Raw genomic sequence first — 20,127 nt, 5'->3', positions numbered from 1 at the left:
CACGCCAGCGGCCCCGGCGGCCCCGGTAACTCCGACAGCGCCGCCTGCAGCCCCGGTGGCCGCACCCGCCACGCCGACTGTCGCACCTGCCGCACCTGCTCATACCCGGAGGCAATGATGGCTGTATCGCGCCGCAACCACGGCTGGGTCATCTGGCTGACGTTCGCCATCGGCCTGCTGCTCAGCGTCTCGCCCATGCCGCAGTTCATGGAAGTGTTCCGGCCCATGTGGCTGGCCTTGCTGGTATCGTTCTGGACCCTCGCCGTGCCTGGCAAGGTCGGCATGACCACGGCGTTCGTACTGGGCCTGGCCGAGGACGTGCTGTATGGCACCCTGCTTGGGCAGAACGCGCTGATCCTCACCCTCATTACCTTCCTGGTGCTGTCTTTGCAGCAGCGCCTGCGCATGTTCCCCATGTGGCAACAGAGCCTGGTGATCCTGGTGATCTTTGGCATTGCCCAGTTGATCCAGCTGTGGCTCAGTGCGTTGACCGGCAATCGCCTGCCGACCCTGGCGCTGGTCTGGTCGGCGGTGATCAGTGCCTTGCTCTGGCCGTGGATCAGCTTCGCCTTGCGCGACCTGCGCCGACGCCTGCATATCAACTGACGGCTGCCACGCCTGACAGGGAGATGTCTGCATGACCCCGCTATTCCTGGCCTCCGGCTCGCCCCGTCGTCGTGAACTGCTGACCCAGATCGGCGTGCCGTTCAGCGTCGTCAGTGCCCCCATCGATGAAACCCCGCTAGCCGCCGAGGGCGCCCCGGCCTATGTCGAGCGCCTGGCCAGGGCCAAGGCTGCCGCCGGCCTGGCCAGCATCGCAGGCCCGGGCGTGGTGCTGGGGGCCGATACCGCCGTGGTGCTCGATGGTCGCATCCTCGGCAAGCCTGAAAATCGCGAACAGGCCTTGGCCATGCTGGCCGGCCTGTCGGGCCGCGAACACCAGGTACTGACTGCAGTCGCCCTTGGCGATGGCCGGCGCATGCACAGCGTGTGCGTTGCCAGCACGGTGCGTTTCCGCGCGATCAGCGCCGATGAAGCGCAACGCTACTGGGCCAGCGGCGAGCCGGCGGACAAGGCCGGTGGCTATGCCATCCAGGGCCTGGGCGCGGTATTCGTCACCGGCCTTTCCGGCAGTTATTCGGCGGTGGTCGGCTTGCCCCTCAGTGAGACGGCTGACTTGCTTGGCCAATTCGGTATCGCCTGCTGGCAATCCCTCGCGCATTCGCCTGAGGTAACAAACCAGCGGTAGCCAGCACTGCATACGCCGTCCATCATTACAAAAGACCTTTGACGAGAGCCTGCCATGAGTGAAGAGATCCTGATCAATATCACCCCGATGGAGTCACGCGTGGCGGTGGTGGAAAACGGGGTGCTGCAGGAAGTACACGTCGAGCGTACCCAGCGGCGGGGCATCGTCGGCAATATCTACAAAGGCAAGGTCGTGCGCGTGCTGCCAGGCATGCAGGCGGCCTTCGTCGACATCGGCCTGGAACGTGCCGCGTTCATCCACGCCTCGGAAATCTCCCAGCGCGAAGGCTCGGCGGTAGAGAACATCACCGCCCTGGTGCACGAAGGCCAGGCCCTCGTGGTACAGGTGACCAAGGATCCGATCGGTACCAAGGGCGCGCGGCTTACCACCCAGCTGTCGATCCCGTCGCGCTACCTGGTATACATGCCGCGCAGCAGCCATGTCGGCATCTCCTTGAAGATCGAAGACGAAACCGAGCGCGAACGCCTCAAGCAGGTGGTCAGCGACTGCATGGACAGCGAAAACATCAAGGACGCCGGTGGCTTCATCCTGCGCACCGCTGCCGAAGGGGCGCGCGCTGAAGAAATCCTGCAGGACATCCGTTACCTGCGCCGCCTGTGGGAGCAGATCGGCACGCAGATCAAGACCTGCGGTGCGCCCACGGTCATCTACGAAGACCTGGGCCTGGCCCTGCGTACCCTGCGCGACCTGGTCAACCCGAAGATCGAGAAGATTCGCATCGACTCGCGGGAAACGTTCCAGAAGACCACGCAGTTCGTTGGCGAGCTGATGCCGGAAATCGCCGATCGCCTCGAGCACTACCCGGGCGAACGCCCGATCTTCGACCTGTACGGTGTCGAGGACGAAATCCAGCGCGCCCTGGAGCGCAAGGTGCCACTCAAGTCCGGTGGCTATCTGGTGGTCGATCCGGCCGAAGCGATGACAACCATCGACGTCAACACCGGTGCTTTCGTTGGCCATCGCAACCTTGAAGAGACCATCTTCAAGACCAATCTCGAGGCCGCCACCGCCATCGCCCGGCAGCTGCGCCTGCGCAACATCGGCGGCATCATCATCATCGACTTCATCGACATGGAAGACGAGGAGCATCAGCGCCAGGTGCTGCGCACCCTGGAAAAACAGCTGGAGCGCGATCATGCCAAGACCAACATCATCGGCATCACCGAGCTGGGCCTGGTGCAGATGACCCGCAAGCGCACCCGCGAAAGCCTCGAGCAGGTGCTGTGCGAGCCCTGCCTGGCTTGCCAGGGCCGCGGCAAGCTGAAAACCCCGGAAACCATCTGCTACGAGATTTTCCGCGAGATCCTGCGTGAGGCCCGGGCTTACCAGGCCGAAGGCTACCGCGTGCTGGCCAACCAGAAGGTGGTCGACCGGCTGCTGGATGAAGAGTCCGGCAACGTGGCCGAGCTGGAGGCATTCATCGGTCGAACCATTCGTTTCCAGGTCGAGTCGATGTATTCGCAGGAACAATACGACGTGGTGCTTCTCTGAGTCCTTCTGAAATGCGCCGCGGGTGGGCCTGCGTGGCCCAACCGGTACGACCGGCAATAATCGCTAAACGACCTGGAGGGCATTGGCCATGGGACGTCTGAACCGCGTTCTGGTCGCCTTGACCCGCTGGGGGCTAGGCATCTGCGCCCTGCTGGCAGTATTGGTGGCGCTGTATGTCAGCCTTGGCCGCGAGCTGGTGCCATTGGTGGCCGAGTACCGTGCCGATGTGGAAAGCAAGGCTGAACAGGCCCTGGGCCTGCCAGTGCACGTGGGTGGCCTGGAAGGCCGTTGGAGCGGGCTGGCGCCGGTGTTGTGGGTTCGCGACCTGCAACTGGGCGAGGGCGGTACGGCCCTGCGCCTGGACGATGTCAAGGTCGTCCCTGACATCTGGGCCAGCCTAACCGCACGTGAGGTGCGCCTGGCACGCATACAGCTGGGCGGCCTGCAGTTGATCCTGCGCGAGAACGAGCAAGGCCAATGGGCCCTCGAAGGCCTGCCGAAGAAGGACGATGCGCCACTCGACCCCGCCGAGCTGTTGCAGCGCCTGCGCCAGCTCGGCCGCATCGATGTGTTCGACAGCCAGGTCACCCTGCACCCGTGGCAGCGTGACCCTCTGACCCTCACCTATGTCAGCGCCGGCCTGCAAGCCGGTGCTTCGCGCCAGGCCCTGGACCTGCGCGCGACCTTGCCCGATGGCCAACCCATGGCGCTGAACCTGCGCAGCCGCGCTTCGGCCAGTACCTGGCGCGACGGCCAGATCGAAGCCTACCTCAGCTTGCCGCAGAGCGATTGGGCGCGCTGGTTGCCGCCACAGCTGCTGGGCCAGTGGCGTGCCGACGCCTTGCGGGCGGGGGGCGAGTTCTGGGTCGACTGGCAAAAAGGGCAGTTGCAACAGGCCGTGGTGCGCCTGAATGCCCCGGCGCTGCAGGGCGCTTATGCCGGGCGCCAGGCGGCCAAGCTGAACAACCTGGCCCTGGGGGCCTGGTTCCAGCGTCGCGAGCACGGCTTCGACATGGTGTTCGACTCGCTGGCCATGGATATTGGCAAGACCCGCTGGGAATCGCACCTGCAATTGCAGCAACGTCCTGGCGACAACCCTGCCGAGGAAAGCTGGCGGTTACAGGCCGACCGCCTCGACCTCACGCCGCTGACCCCGTTGATCGATGCCCTGGCGCCGTTGCCGGACAAGGTCATGGCTGTAGTCGATGGGCTCAAGGTGACCGGCGCGCTGCGCAATGTGCGCCTGGAGGCTCGGCCCAGGGCCGAGGGAGACCAGCGTCTGCAGTTTGAAGCCAACCTGGACAGGGTCGGCTTCGACGCCTATCACAATGCCCCGGCTGCCGGTAATGTCAGCGGCAGCATCAGCGGTGATCTGGGCCACGGTGAGCTGCGCCTGGACACCGATGCGTTCATGCTGCATCTGTACCCGATATTCGCCAAACCCTGGCACTACCAGAAGGCCAATGCACGCCTGACCTGGACCCTCGACCAGCAAGGTTTCACCCTGGTCGCGCCTTACCTGAAGGTGCTGGGCGAGGAAGGCAAGATCGCCGGTGACTTCCTGATCCGCCTGCTGTTCGAAGAGGGGCGCGAGGACTACATGGACCTGCGCGTCGGCCTGACCGAAGGTGATGGCCGCTACACCGCCAAGTACTTGCCTGAGGTACTCAGCCCGGCGCTCGACGAATGGTTGCGCAGTGCAATCGTCAAAGGCACGGTGGACGAAGGCTACTTCCAGTACCAGGGTTCGCTGAACCATGGGGCCGCGCCGGAAGCGCGCAGCATCAGCCTGTTCTTCAAGGTGCGGGATGCAGCGCTGGACTTCCAGCCCGGCTGGCCGCAGGTGCAGCACGTGGATGGCGATGTGCTGATCGAGGACAGCGGTGTGCGCATCAAGGCCCGGCGTGGGGTACTGCTCGATACCAAGGTCAGCGATGTGAGCGTCGATATCCCGCATGTCGAGGCGGGCCAGCCCAGCCACCTGTACCTTGATGGCGACTTCGATGGCAGCCTCGGCGATGGCCTGAAGATCCTCAAGGAAGCACCTATCGGCACGGGCGAGATCTTCGCTGGCTGGGAAGGCGAGGGGCCCCTACTAGGCAAGGTCAAGCTCGACATTCCCCTGGCCCATGGGCAGCGGCCGAAGGTAAAGGTGGACTTCACCACCCATGATGCCCAGCTGAAAGTTGCGCCGCCGAGCCTGGAACTGAGCCGCCTGAAAGGCGATTTCAGCTTCGATTTCGACAAGGGCCTGAGCGGCAAGGGCATCAGCCTGCAGGCCTTCGGCAGGCCGGTGACGGCGCAGATCAGCGCCGAAGGCCAGCCCGGGCAGATGCAGACCCGCATCAACGCCAATGGCCAGGTGTCGCTCAAGGCGCTGACTGACTGGTTGCAGTTCAAGCAGGCCTTGCCGGCATCCGGCGAGCTGCCGTACCAGTTGCAACTGAGCCTGGGTAGCCGGGACAACCGCCTTAGCGTCAACTCCAGCCTCAAAGGGCTCGCCATCGACCTGCCAGCACCGTTCGGCAAGGCATCGGCTGAAACGCGTGACAGCCGGTTCAGCATGACGTTGCAGGGGCCGGAGCGGCGTTTCGATGCCGCGTACGCCGACCTTGCCCGCTTTGCCTACGCTGCGCCGGCCGGCAAGCTGGCCCAGGGCCGCGGCGAGCTTCTGCTCGGCACCGGTGATGCGCAGTTGCCGGGTGGCCAGGGCCTGCGTGTGCGTGGTCGCCTGGAGACGCTGGACCTGGCGCCCTGGCAAGAACGGGCCGCGCGCCTGGCTGGCGGCGACCCGGGCGGCAGCGCGCGGCAGAATCTGCAGGGCGTCGACCTGAGTATCGGCCAGTTGAAGGCGTTCGGCATGGACCTTAACCAGGCCGTGGTTCGCCTGGCGCGCAGCGGCCCGGCGTGGGATCTGCGGCTGGACAGCAAGGAAGTCATCGGAAATGCCCGGCTGCCGGATGCCAAGGGCGCGCCACTGGTGGTACGCATGCAGACCTTGCGCCTGCCGGCTGCCAGCGCTGCCGAACAGCAGGCCGAAGAAGGACCGGACCCGTTGGCCGCGTTCGACCCGCGCAAGGTCCCGGCGCTGGACCTGAGCATCGACAAGCTGTACCGCGGTGATGACCTGTTCGGCAGCGCTTCACTCAAGTTGCGGCCAACCGCGCGTGGCGTCAGCGCCAGCGATATCGACCTGTCCTTCAAGGGTCTGCATATCAATGGCGGCGGCGCCTGGGAAGGCGAACCGGGCAGCACCGGCAGCTGGTACAAAGGGCGCCTGGACGGCAACAACCTGGCCGACGTGCTCAAGGCCTGGGGTTTCGCTCCGACAGTGACCAGCCGCGACTTCCGCCTGGATGTGGATGGCCGCTGGCCGGGTTCGCCGGCAGCAGTCGGCCTCAAGCGCTTCTCCGGCAGCATGGACGCGGCGCTGCGCACCGGCCAGTTCGTCGAGGTCGAAGGCAGCGCACAGGCGCTGCGGGTGTTCGGCCTGCTCAATTTCAACTCGATCGGCCGACGCCTGCGCCTGGACTTCTCCGACTTGTTCGACAAGGGCTTGGCCTACGACCGGGTGAAAGGCTTGCTGGTCGCCAGCGATGGTGTCTACGTGACCCGCGAGCCGATCACGGTGACCGGCCCGTCGAGCAATTTCGAGCTGGATGGCACGCTGGACATGGTGAACGACCGGGTCGATGCCAACCTGCAAGTGAGCCTGCCAGTGACCAACAACCTGCCCCTGGCGGCGCTGATCGTCGGCGCGCCAGCGGTTGGCGGTGCGCTGTTCCTGGTCGACCGGCTGATTGGTGACCGGGTGTCGCGTTTTGCCAGCGTGCACTACCGTGTCGAAGGGCCGTGGAAAGAGCCTAGAATCACATTTGTGAAACCGTTCGAGAAATCCCGCCAGGAGTCCCCATGAAGGCAGCGGTCATCCAGATGGTCAGCCAGGACGATGTGCTGGCCAACCTGCAACGCGCCGGTGCCCTGCTGGAGCAGGCAGCATCCGGCGGCGCGCGCCTGGCAGTGCTGCCGGAAAACTTCGCCGCCATGGGGCGCAAGGATGCCGCTGCCATCGGCCGCGCCGAAGCGTTGGGCGAAGGGCCTGTCCTGCCATGGTTGAAACGTACCGCCCGCGACCTCAGGTTATGGATTGTCGCCGGTACCTTGCCGTTGCCACCGGTCGGTCAGCCCGAGGCGAAGGCCCATGCCTGTTCGTTGCTGATCGACGAACATGGCGAGGTGGCGGCCCGCTATGACAAGCTGCACCTGTTCGATGTGGACGTCGCCGACAACCGAGGCCGCTATCGGGAGTCCGATGACTATGCCCATGGCACCCAGGTGGTGGTTGCCGATACGCCGGTGGGACGAGTGGGGCTGAGCGTATGCTACGACCTGCGCTTTCCCGAACTCTACAGTGCACTGCGCGCCGCCGGTGCCGAGCTGATCACGGCACCGGCTGCCTTTACCGCGGTAACAGGGGCGGCGCACTGGGAAGTGCTGGTGCGCGCCCGGGCCATCGAAACCCAGTGCTACCTGCTGGCAGCAGCGCAGGGCGGTGCCCACCCGGGGCCACGGGAAACCCATGGCCATGCGGCGATCGTCGACCCCTGGGGGCGCATCGTCGCGGAACAGGCGCAAGGCGAAGCAGTTTTGCTGGCCGAGCGCGACATCGACGAACAAGCGTCCATCCGGGCGCGCATGCCGGTGCTGTCGCACCGGCGCTTCTTCTCGCAGGACGCATTGCGGCCTGCGTACACCTCGGAGTGACTATGAGCCAGATGTTATCCACCGTCAGCGAACAGCTCCTGGCCCCAGGCGGCTTGACCCTGGACAGCCTGCAGAGCGTGCTGGGTGAGTTGGCCGGCCCCGGCATCGATGCCGCCGACCTGTATTTCCAGGGCCAGATCTCGGAAACCTGGGCGCTGGAAGACGGCATTGTCAAAGAGGGCAGTTTCAACCTGGACCAGGGCGTGGGCGTGCGTGCCCAGTCCGGCGAAAAGACCGGCTTCGCCTACAGCAATGCGATCAACCTCGAGGCGCTGACCTCGGCGGCTCGCGCCGCCCGTTCGATTTCGCGCGCCGGGCAGAACGGCAAGGTTCAGGCCTTTCGCAGCCAGGATGTAGCCGCGCTGTACCCCGCGGACAACCCGCTGGATGTGCTCAGCCGTGCCGAGAAGGTCGAGCTGCTCAAGCGGGTCGATGCCGCCACCCGCGCCCTCGACCCGCGCATCCAGCAAGTCAGCGTGAGCATGGCCGGGGTCTGGGAGCGCATTCTGATCGCTGCGGCCGATGGCAGCCTGGCCGCCGATGTGCGCCCGCTGGTGCGCTTCAACGTCAGCGTCATCGTCGAACAGAATGGCCGCCGCGAGCGCGGCGGGCAGGGCGGTGGCGGGCGTACCGATTACCGCTTCTTCACCGAAGAGCGCGTCATGGGCTACGCACGCGAAGCCCTGCGCCAGGCCTTGGTGAACCTGGAGGCGATCCCGGCGCCGGCCGGTACCTTGCCGGTGGTGCTGGGGTCGGGCTGGTCGGGCGTGCTGCTGCACGAGGCTGTCGGCCATGGCCTGGAGGGCGACTTCAACCGCAAGGGCAGTTCGGCGTTCAGTGGCCGCATCGGCGAGAAAGTGGCATCGAGCCTGTGCACCATCGTTGACGATGGCACCCTGGAAGGCCGCCGTGGTTCGCTGAGCGTGGATGATGAAGGCACACCGACCGAGTGCACTACGCTGATCGAAAACGGCGTGCTCAAAGGCTACATGCAGGACAAGCTGAACGCCCGCCTGATGGGCATGGCGGTGACCGGCAACGGACGCCGGGAATCCTACGCCCACCTGCCGATGCCACGCATGACCAACACCTACATGCGTGCTGGCGAAAGCGACCCACAGGAAATCATCGCCTCGGTGAAAAAAGGCATCTACTGCGCCAACCTGGGCGGTGGCCAGGTGGATATCACCAGCGGCAAGTTCGTGTTCTCGACCAGTGAGGCCTATCTGATCGAAGACGGCAGGATCACCGCGCCAGTAAAAGGGGCGACCCTGATTGGCAATGGCCCGGAGGCGATGAGCCGGGTGTCGATGGTTGGTAACGACCTGGCGCTGGACAGCGGAGTCGGGACGTGCGGCAAGGACGGGCAGTCGGTGCCGGTCGGGGTCGGGCAGCCGACCTTGAAGCTGGATGCGATCACGGTGGGCGGTACCGGGGCGTGATGGCCTTGGGGGCCGCAAAGCGGCCCCATGGGGGTCAGCGCAAGCCGCGCTGCAATTCGTCGAGGTCGCGGATGTACTTGAACACCTTGCGCGCAGCGGCTGGCGGCTTGTTCCGCGCCTTTTCGTGCTGGGCATGGCGCACCAGCGAGCGCAACTGCTGGCGGTCGGTATCGGGGTACTCGTTGACGAAGCGTTCGAGATCTTCGTCGTTACCGTCGATCAGCCGGTCGCGCCAGCGCTCCAGGCTGTGGAAACGCTCGTTGTACTGGCGCGTGGAGCTGTCCATCTGTTCGAGCAAGGCGTGGATGGCATCCAGGTCCTGCACACGCATCAGCTTGCCGACGAACGACATGTGCCGTTTGCGGGCGCCGTGAGCGGTGTGCTTGCTGGCCTCGGCCAGGGCCTTGCGCAACTCGTCGGTCAACGGCAGGCGGGCCAGGGTATCGGCCTTGAGCGTGGTGAGGCGCTCGCCGAGTTCGACCAGCGCATGTAGTTCACGCTTGATCTGGGTTTTGCTTTTTTCGCCGTCGAAGGCGTCGTCGTTTGAATCAACCATGGTGGCAGTCCGCTAGAAATCGCCGCCATGATAACCAGTCGGGGGCCGCTTGTCCGGCCCGGTCGTAGAATGATCCTTGCCGAACGCAGAATTTGAGTGGAGAGAACCATGAGTGCAGTCCAGAGCGTAGGTCCCAAGGACCTGCCAGCATTGCAGGAGCAGGTCGAGGCGATCATCGCCGAGGCACGCCGCCAAGGGGCCAGCGCCTGCGAAGTGGCGGTGTCGCTGGAGCAGGGCCTGTCCACCACGGTACGCCAGCGCGAGGTCGAAACGGTCGAGTTCAATCGCGACCAGGGCTTTGGCATCACCCTCTATGTCGGCCAGCGCAAAGGCTCGGCAAGTACCTCGGCCAGTGGCCCGGAGGCCATCCGCGAAACCGTCGCCGCTGCCTTGGCAATTGCCAGGCATACGTCCGAGGACACATGTTCCGGCTTGGCTGATGCGGCGCTGATGGCCCGCGAAATTCCCGACCTTGACCTGTACCATGACTGGGATCTGGAGCCCGAGAAGGCGATCGAGATGGCGCTGGCCTGCGAGGCGGCGGCATTCGACGCCGACCCGCGCATCCAGAACGCTGATGGCACCACCCTCAATACCCATCAGGGATGCCGCGTATATGGCAACAGCCATGGCTTCATCGGTGGCTATGCTTCGACCCGGCACAGCCTGAGCTGCGTAATGATCGCCGAAGACGATGGGCAGATGCAGCGCGACTACTGGTACGACGTGAACCGTCAGGGCAACCTGCTGGCCGACCCACGTAGCATTGGCATGCGTGCTGCCCAGCGTGCCGCCAGCCGCCTGGGTGCGCGGCCAGTGCCGACCTGCGAAGTGCCAGTGCTGTTTTCCGCCGAGCTGGCCGGCGGCCTGTTCGGCAGCTTCCTGTCGGCCATTTCAGGTGGCAACCTGTACCGCAAGTCGTCGTTCCTCGAGGGCACCCTCGGCCAGCGCCTGTTCCCCACCTGGTTGACCCTGGACGAGCGTCCGCATATTCCGCGCGCATTGGGCAGCGCGGCGTTCGATGGCGACGGCCTGGCGACCTATGCCAAGCCGTTCGTGGACAAGGGTGAGCTGGTGTCCTACCTGCTGGGTACTTATTCCGGACGCAAGCTGGGCCTGCCAAGTACGGCCAATGCCGGCGGGGTGCATAACCTGTTCGTCAGCCATGGTGTCGAAGACCAGGCGGCGCTGATACGGCGCATGGGGCGCGGTTTGCTGGTGACCGAGCTGATGGGGCACGGCCTGAATATGGTGACCGGGGACTATTCACGTGGTGCGGCGGGCTTTTGGGTAGAGAACGGCGAGATCCAGCATGCGGTGCAGGAAGTAACTATTGCCGGCAACATGAAGGACATGTTCCAGCAGATTGTGGCAATCGGTAGCGATCTGGAGACCCGTAGCAATATCCACACCGGCTCGGTGCTGATCGAGCGGATGACCGTAGCGGGTAGCTGATTCGCAGCCTGTACTGGCGTTTTAACGGGTTTAACCGCGAAGACCAGTACACCTGGAAGACAATCCGATCCCGGCCCTCGAGCCGGGATTTTGGTTTGCGCATCTTTCCCTTGAAGTAATACAGTTTCTCAATTAATAATGAATATCATTATCTAGAAGCCCGGTGATGATGTTCATGAAACCTGTCTTGCGCGAAGTGCCCTACCTGGACAACTGGCGTTGGCTCAGCCTACGCATCCGCTGCGCGCTCGAGCCCGACGAGCCGCGCCTGATCGAGCACTACCTGGCTGAATGCCGCTATCTGGTGTGCTGTACCGAAACCTCGCCGTGGACAGTGGCACTGAGCGCCTTCCGCCTGCTGCTGGATACCGCGTGCGACCGCATGCTGCCCTGGCATTGGCGCTGCCAGTGCCTGGACCAGGCTTGGCGCCCGCTGCTGGACCTACGCAACCTCGACCGCCAGGCCACCAACCAGCGGTGGCAACCTTACGCTCTGCAGCTGGCCACTTGCCGCCTGCTACCGTCGATTTCCCAAGATGAACTGATGCAAGGATTCTGAAGATGAGTGATACCCGTATCGAGCGTGACAGCATGGGCGAACTGCAGGTACCGGCCCAGGCCCTGTACGGTGCCCAGACCCAGCGCGCGGTCGACAATTTCCCGATCAGCGGCCAGCGTATGCCGGCCCAGTTCATTCGTGCGCTGCTGTTGGCCAAGGCTGCGGCGGCCAAGGCCAACGTCGAACTGCAACAGCTGTCCACGGCGCAAGGGGAGGCTATCGTCAGCGCCGTTGAACAACTGCTGGCGGGGGACTTCATCCAGCATTTCCCGGTGGATGTGTTCCAGACCGGTTCCGGTACCAGCTCGAACATGAACGCCAACGAGGTGATCGCCACCCTTGCCAGCCGTGCCCTGGGCGACGCTGTCAGCGCCAACGACCATGTCAATTGTGGCCAGAGCAGCAATGACATCATCCCCACCACCATCCATGTCAGCGCTGCCTTGGCCCTGCACGAGCAGCTGTTGCCCGCCTTGGGGCATCTGGTCCAGGTGATCGAGGTCAAGTCGAGGCAGGTGCATCAGTACGTCAAGACTGGCCGCACGCATCTGATGGATGCCATGCCAGTGCGCATGAGCCAGGTGCTGGATGGCTGGGCTGCGCAGCTAAACGGTGCCAAGGCACATATCGAAGCCACCCTGCCGAGCTTGCAGGCGTTGGCCCAGGGTGGGACCGCAGTGGGTACCGGCATCAACGCGCACCCGCAGTTCGCTGTCGGCTTTGCGCGTCAGCTCAGCAGCCTGACCCAGATCGAGTTTTCCCCTGGGCAGAATCTGTTTGCCCTGATCGGCTCGCAGGACACCGCCGTAGCCCTGTCCGGCCAGCTCAAGACGGCTGCGGTGGCGTTGATGAAGATCGCCAACGACCTGCGCTGGATGAACTCCGGGCCTTTGGCCGGCTTGGGGGAGATCGAACTGCAAGGCCTGCAGCCGGGCTCTTCGATCATGCCAGGCAAGGTCAACCCGGTGATTCCGGAGGCCACCGCGATGGTCGCCGCCCAGGTAATCGGCAATGACGCCACCATCGCCATTGCTGGGCAGTCCGGGAACTTCGAGCTGAACGTGATGCTGCCGGTAATCGCCCGTAACCTGCTGGAAAGCATCGAGCTGATGGCCAATGCCAGCCGCTTGTTGGCCGACAAGGCCATCGCCAGCTTCAAGGTCAACGACAGCAAACTCAAGGAAGCCCTGGCGCGCAACCCGATCCTGGTCACGGCGCTGAACCCGATCATTGGTTACCTGAAGGCCGCCGAAATCGCCAAGACTGCCTACCAGCAGGGGCGTCCGATCATCGATGTGGCGCTGGAGCATACCGACCTGTCGCGTGAGCAACTGGAAACGCTGCTGGACCCCGAGAAACTCACCGCTGGCGGTCTCTGACCCAGCACAAGGCCCAGGGCTGTCAGGCGTCGAGCCGCTGCCCTGGGCGGGTTATTCGCCTTCGTCGAAATAGTTGTTGATCAACTCGACCAGCGCGTCCATGGCTTCGTTGTCCTGATCCCCTTCGGTATGCAGGTACACCGGGGTACCTTTGCCTGCCGCCAGCATCATTACCGCCATGATGCTTTTGCCATCCACCAGCTTGTCCGGCGCGCGGCCGACCCTGACCTGGCAGGGGAAGCGGCCGGCCACGCCGACAAACTTGGCTGCCGCCCGGGCGTGCAGCCCCAGCTTGTTGATGATGGTGATTTCACGGGCGGGCATCGTGGGGCGGATCCTTGGGCTAGAGGTCGCGGTGGCGGACCTGGACGTTTTTCAGGGATTGCTGCAACAACTCGCCGAGGCGTTCGGTGAGGTATACCGAACGGTGGTGGCCGCCAGTGCAGCCAATGGCAATGGTGACATAGGCGCGGTTGCTGGCAGCGAAGCGGGGCAGCCACTTGAGCAGGTAGCTGGAAATGTCGTTGAACATTTCTTCGACGTCCGGTTGGGCGGCCAGATAGTCGATCACCGGTTGCTCGAGACCGGAATGCTCACGCAACTCGGGCTTCCAGTAGGGGTTGGGCAGGCAGCGCACATCGAACACCAGGTCGGCATCGACCGGCATGCCGCGCTTGAAACCGAACGACTCGACCAGGAATGCCGTGCCAGGCTCGGGCTGGTTGAGCAGGCGCAGCTTGATCGAATCCCGCAGCTGGTAGAGGTTCAAGCTGGTGGTGTCGATTTTCAGGTCGGCCAGGTCGGAAATTGGCCCAAGCAGTTCGCTCTCCACGCGAATTGCCTCTGCCAGCGAACGGTCGGCATTGGTCAGCGGGTGGCGTCGGCGGGTTTCCGAAAAGCGCTTGAGCAGCGTGTCTTCGTCCGCATCCAGGAACAGTACGTCGCACTTGATATGCCGGGCGCGGGCTTCCTCGAGCAGCTCGGGGAAACGGGACAGGTGGCTGGGCAGGTTGCGTGCGTCGATCGACACGGCGACCTTGGGTTGCAGCAGCTCGGTATTGATCAGGGCATTTTCCGCCAACTGCGGCAGCAACCCGGCGGGCAGGTTGTCAATGCAGTAGAAACCATGGTCTTCCAGGACGTCGAGGGCGGTGCTCTTGCCGGAGCCGGACCGGCCGCTGACGATGATCAGGCGCATGTTCAGTGCTCGTTCTGTACGTCCAGGACAACCTGGAACAGGGCCTCGCTGCTGGTGGCCGCACGCAGGCGATCACGCACCTCCTTGCGATCAAGCATGCTGGCAATCTGGCGCAGCAGTTCCAGATGAGCATCGGTGGCGGCTTCTGGCACCAGCAGGACGAACAGCAGGTCCACCGGAGCACCATCGATGGCGTCGTAGTCGATAGGGGCTTGCAGGTGCAGCAGGGCGCTGACCGGGGCTGAGCACCCGTGAAGCCGGCAGTGGGGAATGGCAATGCCGTTACCGAAACCGGTCGAGCCGAGTTTTTCCCGGGCAACCAGTTTTTCGAAGACGTCCTGCATCTCCAGTTCAGGCACTTGTTCGGAGATGATGGTGGCGACCTTTTCCAGGGCGCGCTTCTTGCTGCCACCCGGCACGTTCACCAGGGAACGGCCGGGGGTCAGGATGGTTTCAAGTCGGATCATGGATGAGGGGGATCAGCGGGCTGCTGCACCTTGCAGCAGGCTCTGCTGTTTTTCCTTGTGTTTTTTCAGTTGGCGGTCGAGCTTGTCGGCCAAGGCATCGATCGCTGCATACATGTCTTCGTGTTCGGCGTTGGCAACCACTTCGCCGCCGGGAATCTGCAGGGTCGCCTCGACCTTCTGTTGCAGCTTCTCGACCTTCATGATGACCTGCACGTTGGTGATCTTGTCGAAGTGACTTTCCACGCGGGCGAGCTTTTCAAGCACGTAATCGCGCAGTGGCTGGGTAACTTCTACATGCTGTCCACTGATATTGACTTGCATACAGCTTCTCCTTTGTTGCCCGTGCATAAAGAGGCAGGTCTTGCACCTGCCCCACAAACGCTGTGACGCATCTCAGGGGCTACATCAGTCGCTTGCGTTCGCTCGACGGTGCGATGCCGAGAGACTCGCGGTACTTGGCGACGGTGCGACGGGCTACCTGGATGCCTTGTGCCTCCAGTAAACCAGCGATCTTGCTGTCACTCAATGGCTTTTTCTGATTTTCCGCCGCAACCAGTTTCTTGATGATCGCGCGGATCGCCGTGGACGAGCATTCGCCGCCTTCGGAGGTGCTGACGTGGCTGGAGAAAAAGTATTTCAGTTCGTAGATGCCACGCGGCGTGTGCATGTATTTCTGCGTGGTAACCCGAGAAATGGTCGACTCGTGCATGCCCACAGCCTCGGCGATGTCATGCAGCACCAGGGGTTTCATCGCTTCGTCGCCGTGGTCGAGGAAGCCGCGCTGGTGCTCGACGATCTGCGTGGCCACCTTCATCAGGGTCTCGTTGCGGCTTTGCAGGCTCTTGATGAACCAGCGCGCTTCCTGCAACTGGTTGCGCATGAAGGTGTTGTCGGCACTGGTATCGGCCCGGCGCACGAAGCCGGCGTACTGCGGGTTGACGCGCAGACGCGGGATGGCCTCCTGGTTCAGCTCCACCAGCCAGCGGTCGCTGTCCTTGCGCACGATGACGTCAGGGACCACATACTCAGGCTCGCTGGACTCGATCTGCGACCCCGGGCGCGGGTTGAGGCTCTGCACCAGCTCGATGACCTGGCGCAGCTCGTCCTCCTTGATTTTCATGCGCCGCATCAACTGGCTGTAGTCGCGGCTACCGAGCAGGTCGATGAAATCGGTGACCAGGCGCTTGGCTTCGTTCATCCACGGCGTGTTGGCTGGCAGCTGGCGCAGTTGCAGCAACAGGCATTCGCCCAGGTTGCGAGCACCGACGCCGGCCGGCTCGAACTGCTGGATGCGGTGCAGTACCGCTTCGACTTCGTCCAGCTCGATATCCAGCTCGGGGTCGAAACCGGCGCAGATTTCCTCGAGGGTGTCTTCCAGGTAGCCCTGGCCATTGATGCTGTCGATCAGGGTGACGGCGATCAGGCGGTCGGTATCCGACATCGGTGCCAGGTTCAGCTGCCACAACAGGTGGCTTTGCAGGCTTTCGCCAGCCGATGTCCGCGTGGTGAAGTCCCATTCGTCATCGTCGCTGCTCGGCAGGCTGCTGGCACTGGTCTGGTAGATGTCTTCCCAGGCGGTGTCGACCGGCAGCTCGTTGGGAATGCGCTCGCTCCACTCGCCGTCTTCAAGGTTGTCGGCACTGGTGGTGCTTTCCTGGAAGCTGTTGTCCTGGACTTCGGCGGCCGGTTTGTTCTCGGCGTTGTCCGCCATCGGGTCGCTGTTGTCGAAGTCGTCGCCGTCTTCCTGACGTTCGAGCATCGGGTTTGACTCCAGCGCTTCCTGGATTTCCTGTTGGAGGTCCAGGGTGGAGAGCTGGAGCAGGCGGATGGCCTGTTGCAACTGCGGCGTCATCGTCAGTTGCTGGCCCATTTTTAGGACGAGCGATGGTTTCATGGCTGGGGCTTAATACCTTGTTCGCCGGCGCGCATGCGCCATCCACTACACGAGGGCGCCGGAGCGCCAGATCAAGCAAGTTTTATGCCTTAAATTGTAGCGTTTGCCTAGAGCACCGTAACAACTTTACCCCCCATTCCAGGGCGAATCGCCAGTGCTCCAGGCGCGTGCCGGGGTCAGAGCCGGAACTCGTGGCCCAGGTAAACCTCTTTGACCAGGTCATTGGCCAGGATGGTCTCGGCATCGCCTTCGGCGATGAGGCGGCCATCATTGACGATATAGGCGGTTTCGCAGATATCCAGGGTTTCGCGGACGTTGTGGTCGGTGATCAGCACACCGATGCCCTTGGCCTTGAGGTGGTGGATGATCTGCTTGATGTCGCCGACGGAGATCGGGTCGACACCGGCAAAGGGTTCGTCCAGCAGAATGAACTTGGGCGCGGTCGCCAGTGCACGGGCAATCTCGACGCGGCGGCGTTCACCACCGGACAGGCTCATGCCGAGGTTGTCGCGAATGTGGCTGATGTGGAACTCCTGCAGCAGGCTTTCCAGTTCCTTGCGCCGGCCTTCGCGGTCGAGGTCCTTGCGGGTCTCGAGGATCGCCATGATGTTGTCGGCCACCGACAGTTTACGGAAGATCGAGGCTTCCTGCGGCAGGTAGCCGATACCGGCGCGGGCGCGACCGTGCATGGGCTGGTGGCTGACATCGAGGTTGTCGATCAGCACGCGGCCCTGCTCGGCCTGGACCAGGCCGACGATCATGTAGAAGCAGGTGGTCTTGCCGGCGCCATTGGGGCCGAGCAGGCCGACGATCTGGCCGCTGTCGATCGACAGGCTGACGTCACGCACGACTTGCCGCCCCTTGTAGCTCTTGGCCAGGTGCTGGGCTTTGAGGGTTGCCATTTACTCGGCCTTCTTCTTGGGCTGGATCACCATGTCGATACGCTGACGCGGCGAAGTCACGTTGCCACCACGACCAGCGGTCGCCACCTGGGTCTGGGTGTTGTAGACGATCTTCTCGCCTTCGGTGGTGTTGCCTTCGTTCTCGACCTTGGCGCGATCGGTAAGGATCACCATGTCCTTCTGCGACTGGTACTGGATGGTGACCGCCCAGCCCTTCATCTTGTCCGGCTTGGCTGCGCTCTGCTGCTGCTCGAAGTAGGCCAGGTTGCCCACCGAAGTGACCACGTCGATGTCGCCAGAGGCGGAGCGGGTGATAGTCACGGTGTTGCCTTTGATCATCATCGAACCCTGGGTGATGATCACGTCGCCGGTGTAGGTAGCCACGCCCTGCTTGTCGTCCAGGTGGGCGTTGTCGGCCTGGATGCGGATAGGCTGGTCACGATCATTCGGCAGGGCGAGGGCGCTCGCGCTTCCCAGTGCTGCGCTCAGGCTGAGCAAAAGGGGGAGGGTTTTAACGAGCCTCATACTGTCCTCTTACGTTAGAGAGCAAGTCCATCTTGCCTTCTTTCAAATACGCTTTCATTCCTTTACCCGTAGTCGTGCCACCGGCGCCGTCGATTCTAACGGCTTGCTCGGTCTGCGCATATTGCTTCTGCGGGAACACGGTCATGCGTGAGCTGGTAATGATGGTTTCACGCTGCTTTTCGTCGGTGCGGGCAACCCGTACGTTGTCGATCAGTTCGACCTCACTGCCGTCCGGGTTGGCCTCGGCGCGGGTGCTCTGCACGTGCCACGGGAACGTGGTGCCGCGGTACAGGTGCAGGTCCGGCTTGGTCAGCAGGGTGATTTCGCTGGCCTTGAGGTGTTCGACCTTGTCGGCGGTCATTTCGTACTGCAGCTTGCCGTCGGGCAGGAACTGAACGCTGTGGGCGTTCACCGCATAGTAGTCGATGGCGCTTTCGTCGGTCTGGGCCACCGGCTTGTCGAGGAAGCTTTCCGGGCTGACATTCCAGTAGCCGATCGCCACCAGCAGGGCGGCGATCACTGCGAGCAGCGCAATGTTGCGGGCTTTCTTGCTGAGCATGGGCAGCCTTACAGGTAATTGGCGTTGGCAGCGTCCAGGGTGCCCTGGGCCTGCATGATCAGTTCGCAGAATTCACGGGCTGCGCCTTCGCCGCCACGTGCCTGGGTCACGCCATGGGCGTGCTGGCGAACGAATGGAGCGGCGCTGGCGACCGCCATGCCCAGTGCGACCCGGCGAATCACCGGCAGGTCGGGCAGGTCGTCGCCGAGGTAGGCCACTTGAGCATAGCTCAGGCCCAGTTCGGCGAGCAGGCCGTCAAGCACCACCAGTTTGTCCTCGCGGCCCTGATAAAGGTGCGGGATACCGAGGTTCTTCGCCCGGCGCTCGACCACCGGGGTCTTGCGCCCGCTGATGATCGCGGTGGTCACGCCCGAGGCCATGAGCATCTTGATGCCCTGGCCGTCGAGGGTGTTGAAGGTCTTGAATTCGCTGCCGTCCTCGAGGAAGTACAGGCGCCCGTCGGTGAGCACGCCGTCCACGTCGAACACTGCCAGCTTGATGTGCTTGCCACGTTGCATGAGGTCCTGGTTCATTCCATCGCTCCTTTACATTACGCCGGCGCGCAGCAGGTCGTGCATGTTCAGGGCGCCGGTCGGACGGTCCTCGCGGTCTACCACAACCAAGGCGCCGATCTTGTGGTCTTCCATGATCTTCAGGGCCTCGGCCGCGAGCATTTCGGCGCGGGCCGTCTTGCCATGCACGGTCATGACCTGGTCGATCAGGGTGGTGTGGACGTCGATGTTGCGGTCCAGGCTGCGGCGCAGGTCGCCGTCGGTGAAGATCCCGGCCAGCTTGCCGTCGGCTTCGACGATCACCGTCATGCCCAGGCCCTTGCGGGACATTTCCACCAGGGCGTCCTTGAGCAGGGTACCGCGCGGGACCTGAGGCAGTTCGTCACCGGCGTGCATCACGTTCTCGACCTTCAGCAGCAGACGGCGACCCAGCGCACCACCCGGGTGCGAGAAGGCAAAGTCCTCGGCGGTGAAGCCGCGGGCCTCGAGCAGGGCGATGGCCAGGGCGTCGCCGAGTACCAGCGATGCGGTGGTGGATGAGGTGGGGGCCAGGTTCAGCGGGCAGGCTTCTTGCTCGACGCGAGCGTCGAGGTTGACCTCGGCAGCCTGGGCCAGGGGCGAGTCCGGGTTGCCGGTCAGGCTGATCAGCTTGATCCCCAGGCGCTTGATCAGCGGCAGCAGGGTGACGATTTCGGCGGTGCTGCCAGAGTTCGACAGGGCAAGAATCACGTCGTCGCGGGTAATCATGCCCATGTCGCCATGGCTGGCTTCGGCCGGGTGCACGAAAAACGCCGGCGTACCGGTGCTGGCCAGGGTGGCGGCGATCTTGTTGCCGATGTGCCCGGACTTGCCCATGCCGACCACGACGACCCGGCCCTTGCTGGCCAGGATCAGTTCGCAGGCCTTGACGAAATTGTCGTCGATGCGCGCCAGCAGGGCCTCTACGGCCTCGAGTTCCAGGCGCAGGGTGCGTTGGGCGGATTGGATCAGCTCGCTGGATTGGCTCATGTCGAAAAAGCAATGCCTGATGAAAAGGCGGCGATTATAGCTGCAATGAAAGAAACCCTCACGCTTTCGATTGCCGTGGCGAATATCCTGCCTGCCTGTCACTGGGCTGAACGAGTCGTTTGCCGACCTTGGGGCGACGCTGTCAG

At 63.5% G+C, this 20,127-nt stretch carries 20 protein-coding genes; 9 read left to right on the top strand and 11 right to left on the bottom strand.

Annotated features, from left to right (window positions below):
* Positions 1–117 precede the first annotated feature (117 nt).
* From mreD to tldD, 6 genes are all read left to right on the top strand, one after another.
* Positions 118–606: a rod shape-determining protein MreD gene (gene mreD, locus B4L76_RS05750; RefSeq protein WP_296231122.1), complete on the top strand. Its 489-nt coding sequence runs from the start codon at positions 118–120 to the stop codon at positions 604–606.
* A gap of 31 nt (positions 607–637) precedes the next feature.
* Complete coding sequence (locus tag B4L76_RS05745; RefSeq protein WP_296231120.1) at positions 638–1,249, top strand: Maf family protein; 612 nt, start codon at positions 638–640, stop codon at positions 1,247–1,249.
* A 54-nt stretch (positions 1,250–1,303) separates the two neighbouring features.
* Positions 1,304–2,761 (top strand): ribonuclease G, encoded by a 1,458-nt coding sequence (rng, locus tag B4L76_RS05740; RefSeq protein WP_289133946.1) that lies wholly within the window; start codon positions 1,304–1,306, stop codon positions 2,759–2,761.
* Between the two features lie 88 nt (positions 2,762–2,849).
* Complete coding sequence (locus B4L76_RS05735; protein WP_296231119.1) at positions 2,850–6,677, top strand: YhdP family protein; 3,828 nt, start codon at positions 2,850–2,852, stop codon at positions 6,675–6,677.
* Complete coding sequence (locus tag B4L76_RS05730) at positions 6,674–7,525, top strand: carbon-nitrogen hydrolase family protein (RefSeq protein WP_296231118.1); 852 nt, start codon at positions 6,674–6,676, stop codon at positions 7,523–7,525. The genes B4L76_RS05735 and B4L76_RS05730 overlap by 4 nt, the downstream gene beginning before the upstream one ends.
* A 2-nt stretch (positions 7,526–7,527) precedes the next feature.
* Positions 7,528–8,967: a metalloprotease TldD gene (tldD, locus tag B4L76_RS05725; RefSeq protein WP_296231117.1), complete on the top strand. Its 1,440-nt coding sequence runs from the start codon at positions 7,528–7,530 to the stop codon at positions 8,965–8,967.
* Between the two features lie 34 nt (positions 8,968–9,001).
* Here tldD and yjgA read toward each other — a convergent pair whose 3' ends face one another.
* Positions 9,002–9,523 (bottom strand): ribosome biogenesis factor YjgA, encoded by a 522-nt coding sequence (gene yjgA / locus B4L76_RS05720; RefSeq protein ID WP_003255152.1) that lies wholly within the window; start codon positions 9,521–9,523, stop codon positions 9,002–9,004.
* Between the two features lie 108 nt (positions 9,524–9,631).
* On the opposite strand from yjgA, the gene pmbA reads away from it, so the two are divergent.
* The 3 genes from pmbA to B4L76_RS05705 all read left to right on the top strand — a co-directional run bounded on the left by pmbA (position 9,632) and on the right by B4L76_RS05705 (position 12,916).
* Positions 9,632–10,978 carry a metalloprotease PmbA gene (gene pmbA, locus B4L76_RS05715; RefSeq protein ID WP_296231116.1) on the top strand — a complete coding sequence of 449 codons (1,347 nt, stop codon included), beginning with the start codon at positions 9,632–9,634 and terminating at the stop codon, positions 10,976–10,978.
* 166 nt (positions 10,979–11,144) lie between these two features.
* Positions 11,145–11,537, top strand: a complete 393-nt coding sequence (locus B4L76_RS05710; protein ID WP_296231115.1) for a FagA protein — start codon at positions 11,145–11,147, stop codon at positions 11,535–11,537.
* A gap of 2 nt (positions 11,538–11,539) precedes the next feature.
* A complete protein-coding gene (locus B4L76_RS05705; RefSeq protein ID WP_296231114.1) occupies positions 11,540–12,916 on the top strand; it encodes a class II fumarate hydratase in 1,377 nt (458 codons plus the stop codon).
* A 51-nt stretch (positions 12,917–12,967) separates the two neighbouring features.
* On the opposite strand, the gene B4L76_RS05700 is transcribed toward B4L76_RS05705, so the two are convergent.
* The 10 genes from B4L76_RS05700 to B4L76_RS05655 form a co-directional block, all read right to left on the bottom strand.
* Positions 12,968–13,240 (bottom strand): HPr family phosphocarrier protein, encoded by a 273-nt coding sequence (locus tag B4L76_RS05700; RefSeq protein WP_296231113.1) that lies wholly within the window; start codon positions 13,238–13,240, stop codon positions 12,968–12,970.
* Between the two features lie 19 nt (positions 13,241–13,259).
* Positions 13,260–14,114, bottom strand: coding sequence for an RNase adapter RapZ (rapZ, locus tag B4L76_RS05695; RefSeq protein ID WP_296231112.1), 855 nt, complete (start codon positions 14,112–14,114; stop codon positions 13,260–13,262).
* Positions 14,115–14,116: 2 nt separating this feature from the next.
* Entirely contained in the window at positions 14,117–14,581 is a 465-nt protein-coding gene (ptsN, locus tag B4L76_RS05690) for a PTS IIA-like nitrogen regulatory protein PtsN (RefSeq protein ID WP_296231110.1), read from the bottom strand.
* A gap of 12 nt (positions 14,582–14,593) precedes the next feature.
* Positions 14,594–14,902: a ribosome hibernation-promoting factor, HPF/YfiA family gene (gene hpf, locus B4L76_RS05685; RefSeq protein ID WP_003255135.1), complete on the bottom strand. Its 309-nt coding sequence runs from the start codon at positions 14,900–14,902 to the stop codon at positions 14,594–14,596.
* A gap of 79 nt (positions 14,903–14,981) precedes the next feature.
* On the bottom strand, positions 14,982–16,475 hold the full coding sequence (locus B4L76_RS05680; RefSeq protein WP_296231107.1) for an RNA polymerase factor sigma-54: 1,494 nt from the start codon (positions 16,473–16,475) through the stop codon (positions 14,982–14,984).
* Between the two features lie 176 nt (positions 16,476–16,651).
* Positions 16,652–17,377 (bottom strand): LPS export ABC transporter ATP-binding protein, encoded by a 726-nt coding sequence (gene lptB, locus B4L76_RS05675; protein WP_012270657.1) that lies wholly within the window; start codon positions 17,375–17,377, stop codon positions 16,652–16,654.
* Positions 17,378–17,902, bottom strand: coding sequence for a lipopolysaccharide transport periplasmic protein LptA (gene lptA, locus B4L76_RS05670; RefSeq protein WP_015269063.1), 525 nt, complete (start codon positions 17,900–17,902; stop codon positions 17,378–17,380).
* Positions 17,889–18,461: an LPS export ABC transporter periplasmic protein LptC gene (gene lptC / locus B4L76_RS05665; RefSeq protein WP_296231105.1), complete on the bottom strand. Its 573-nt coding sequence runs from the start codon at positions 18,459–18,461 to the stop codon at positions 17,889–17,891. The genes lptA and lptC overlap by 14 nt, the downstream gene beginning before the upstream one ends.
* A gap of 8 nt (positions 18,462–18,469) precedes the next feature.
* Positions 18,470–18,994: a KdsC family phosphatase gene (locus B4L76_RS05660; RefSeq protein ID WP_225780545.1), complete on the bottom strand. Its 525-nt coding sequence runs from the start codon at positions 18,992–18,994 to the stop codon at positions 18,470–18,472.
* 12 nt (positions 18,995–19,006) lie between these two features.
* Positions 19,007–19,981: a KpsF/GutQ family sugar-phosphate isomerase gene (locus B4L76_RS05655; protein ID WP_289133961.1), complete on the bottom strand. Its 975-nt coding sequence runs from the start codon at positions 19,979–19,981 to the stop codon at positions 19,007–19,009.
* Positions 19,982–20,127: the final 146 nt, after the last annotated feature.

The sequence above is a fragment of the Pseudomonas sp. UBA4617 genome (genome assembly GCF_002386445.1).
GTDB lineage: Bacteria > Pseudomonadota > Gammaproteobacteria > Pseudomonadales > Pseudomonadaceae > Aquipseudomonas.
The sequence above is the reverse complement of the archived record's forward strand: the minus strand, read 5'-3'. Positions and strand labels throughout refer to the sequence as shown.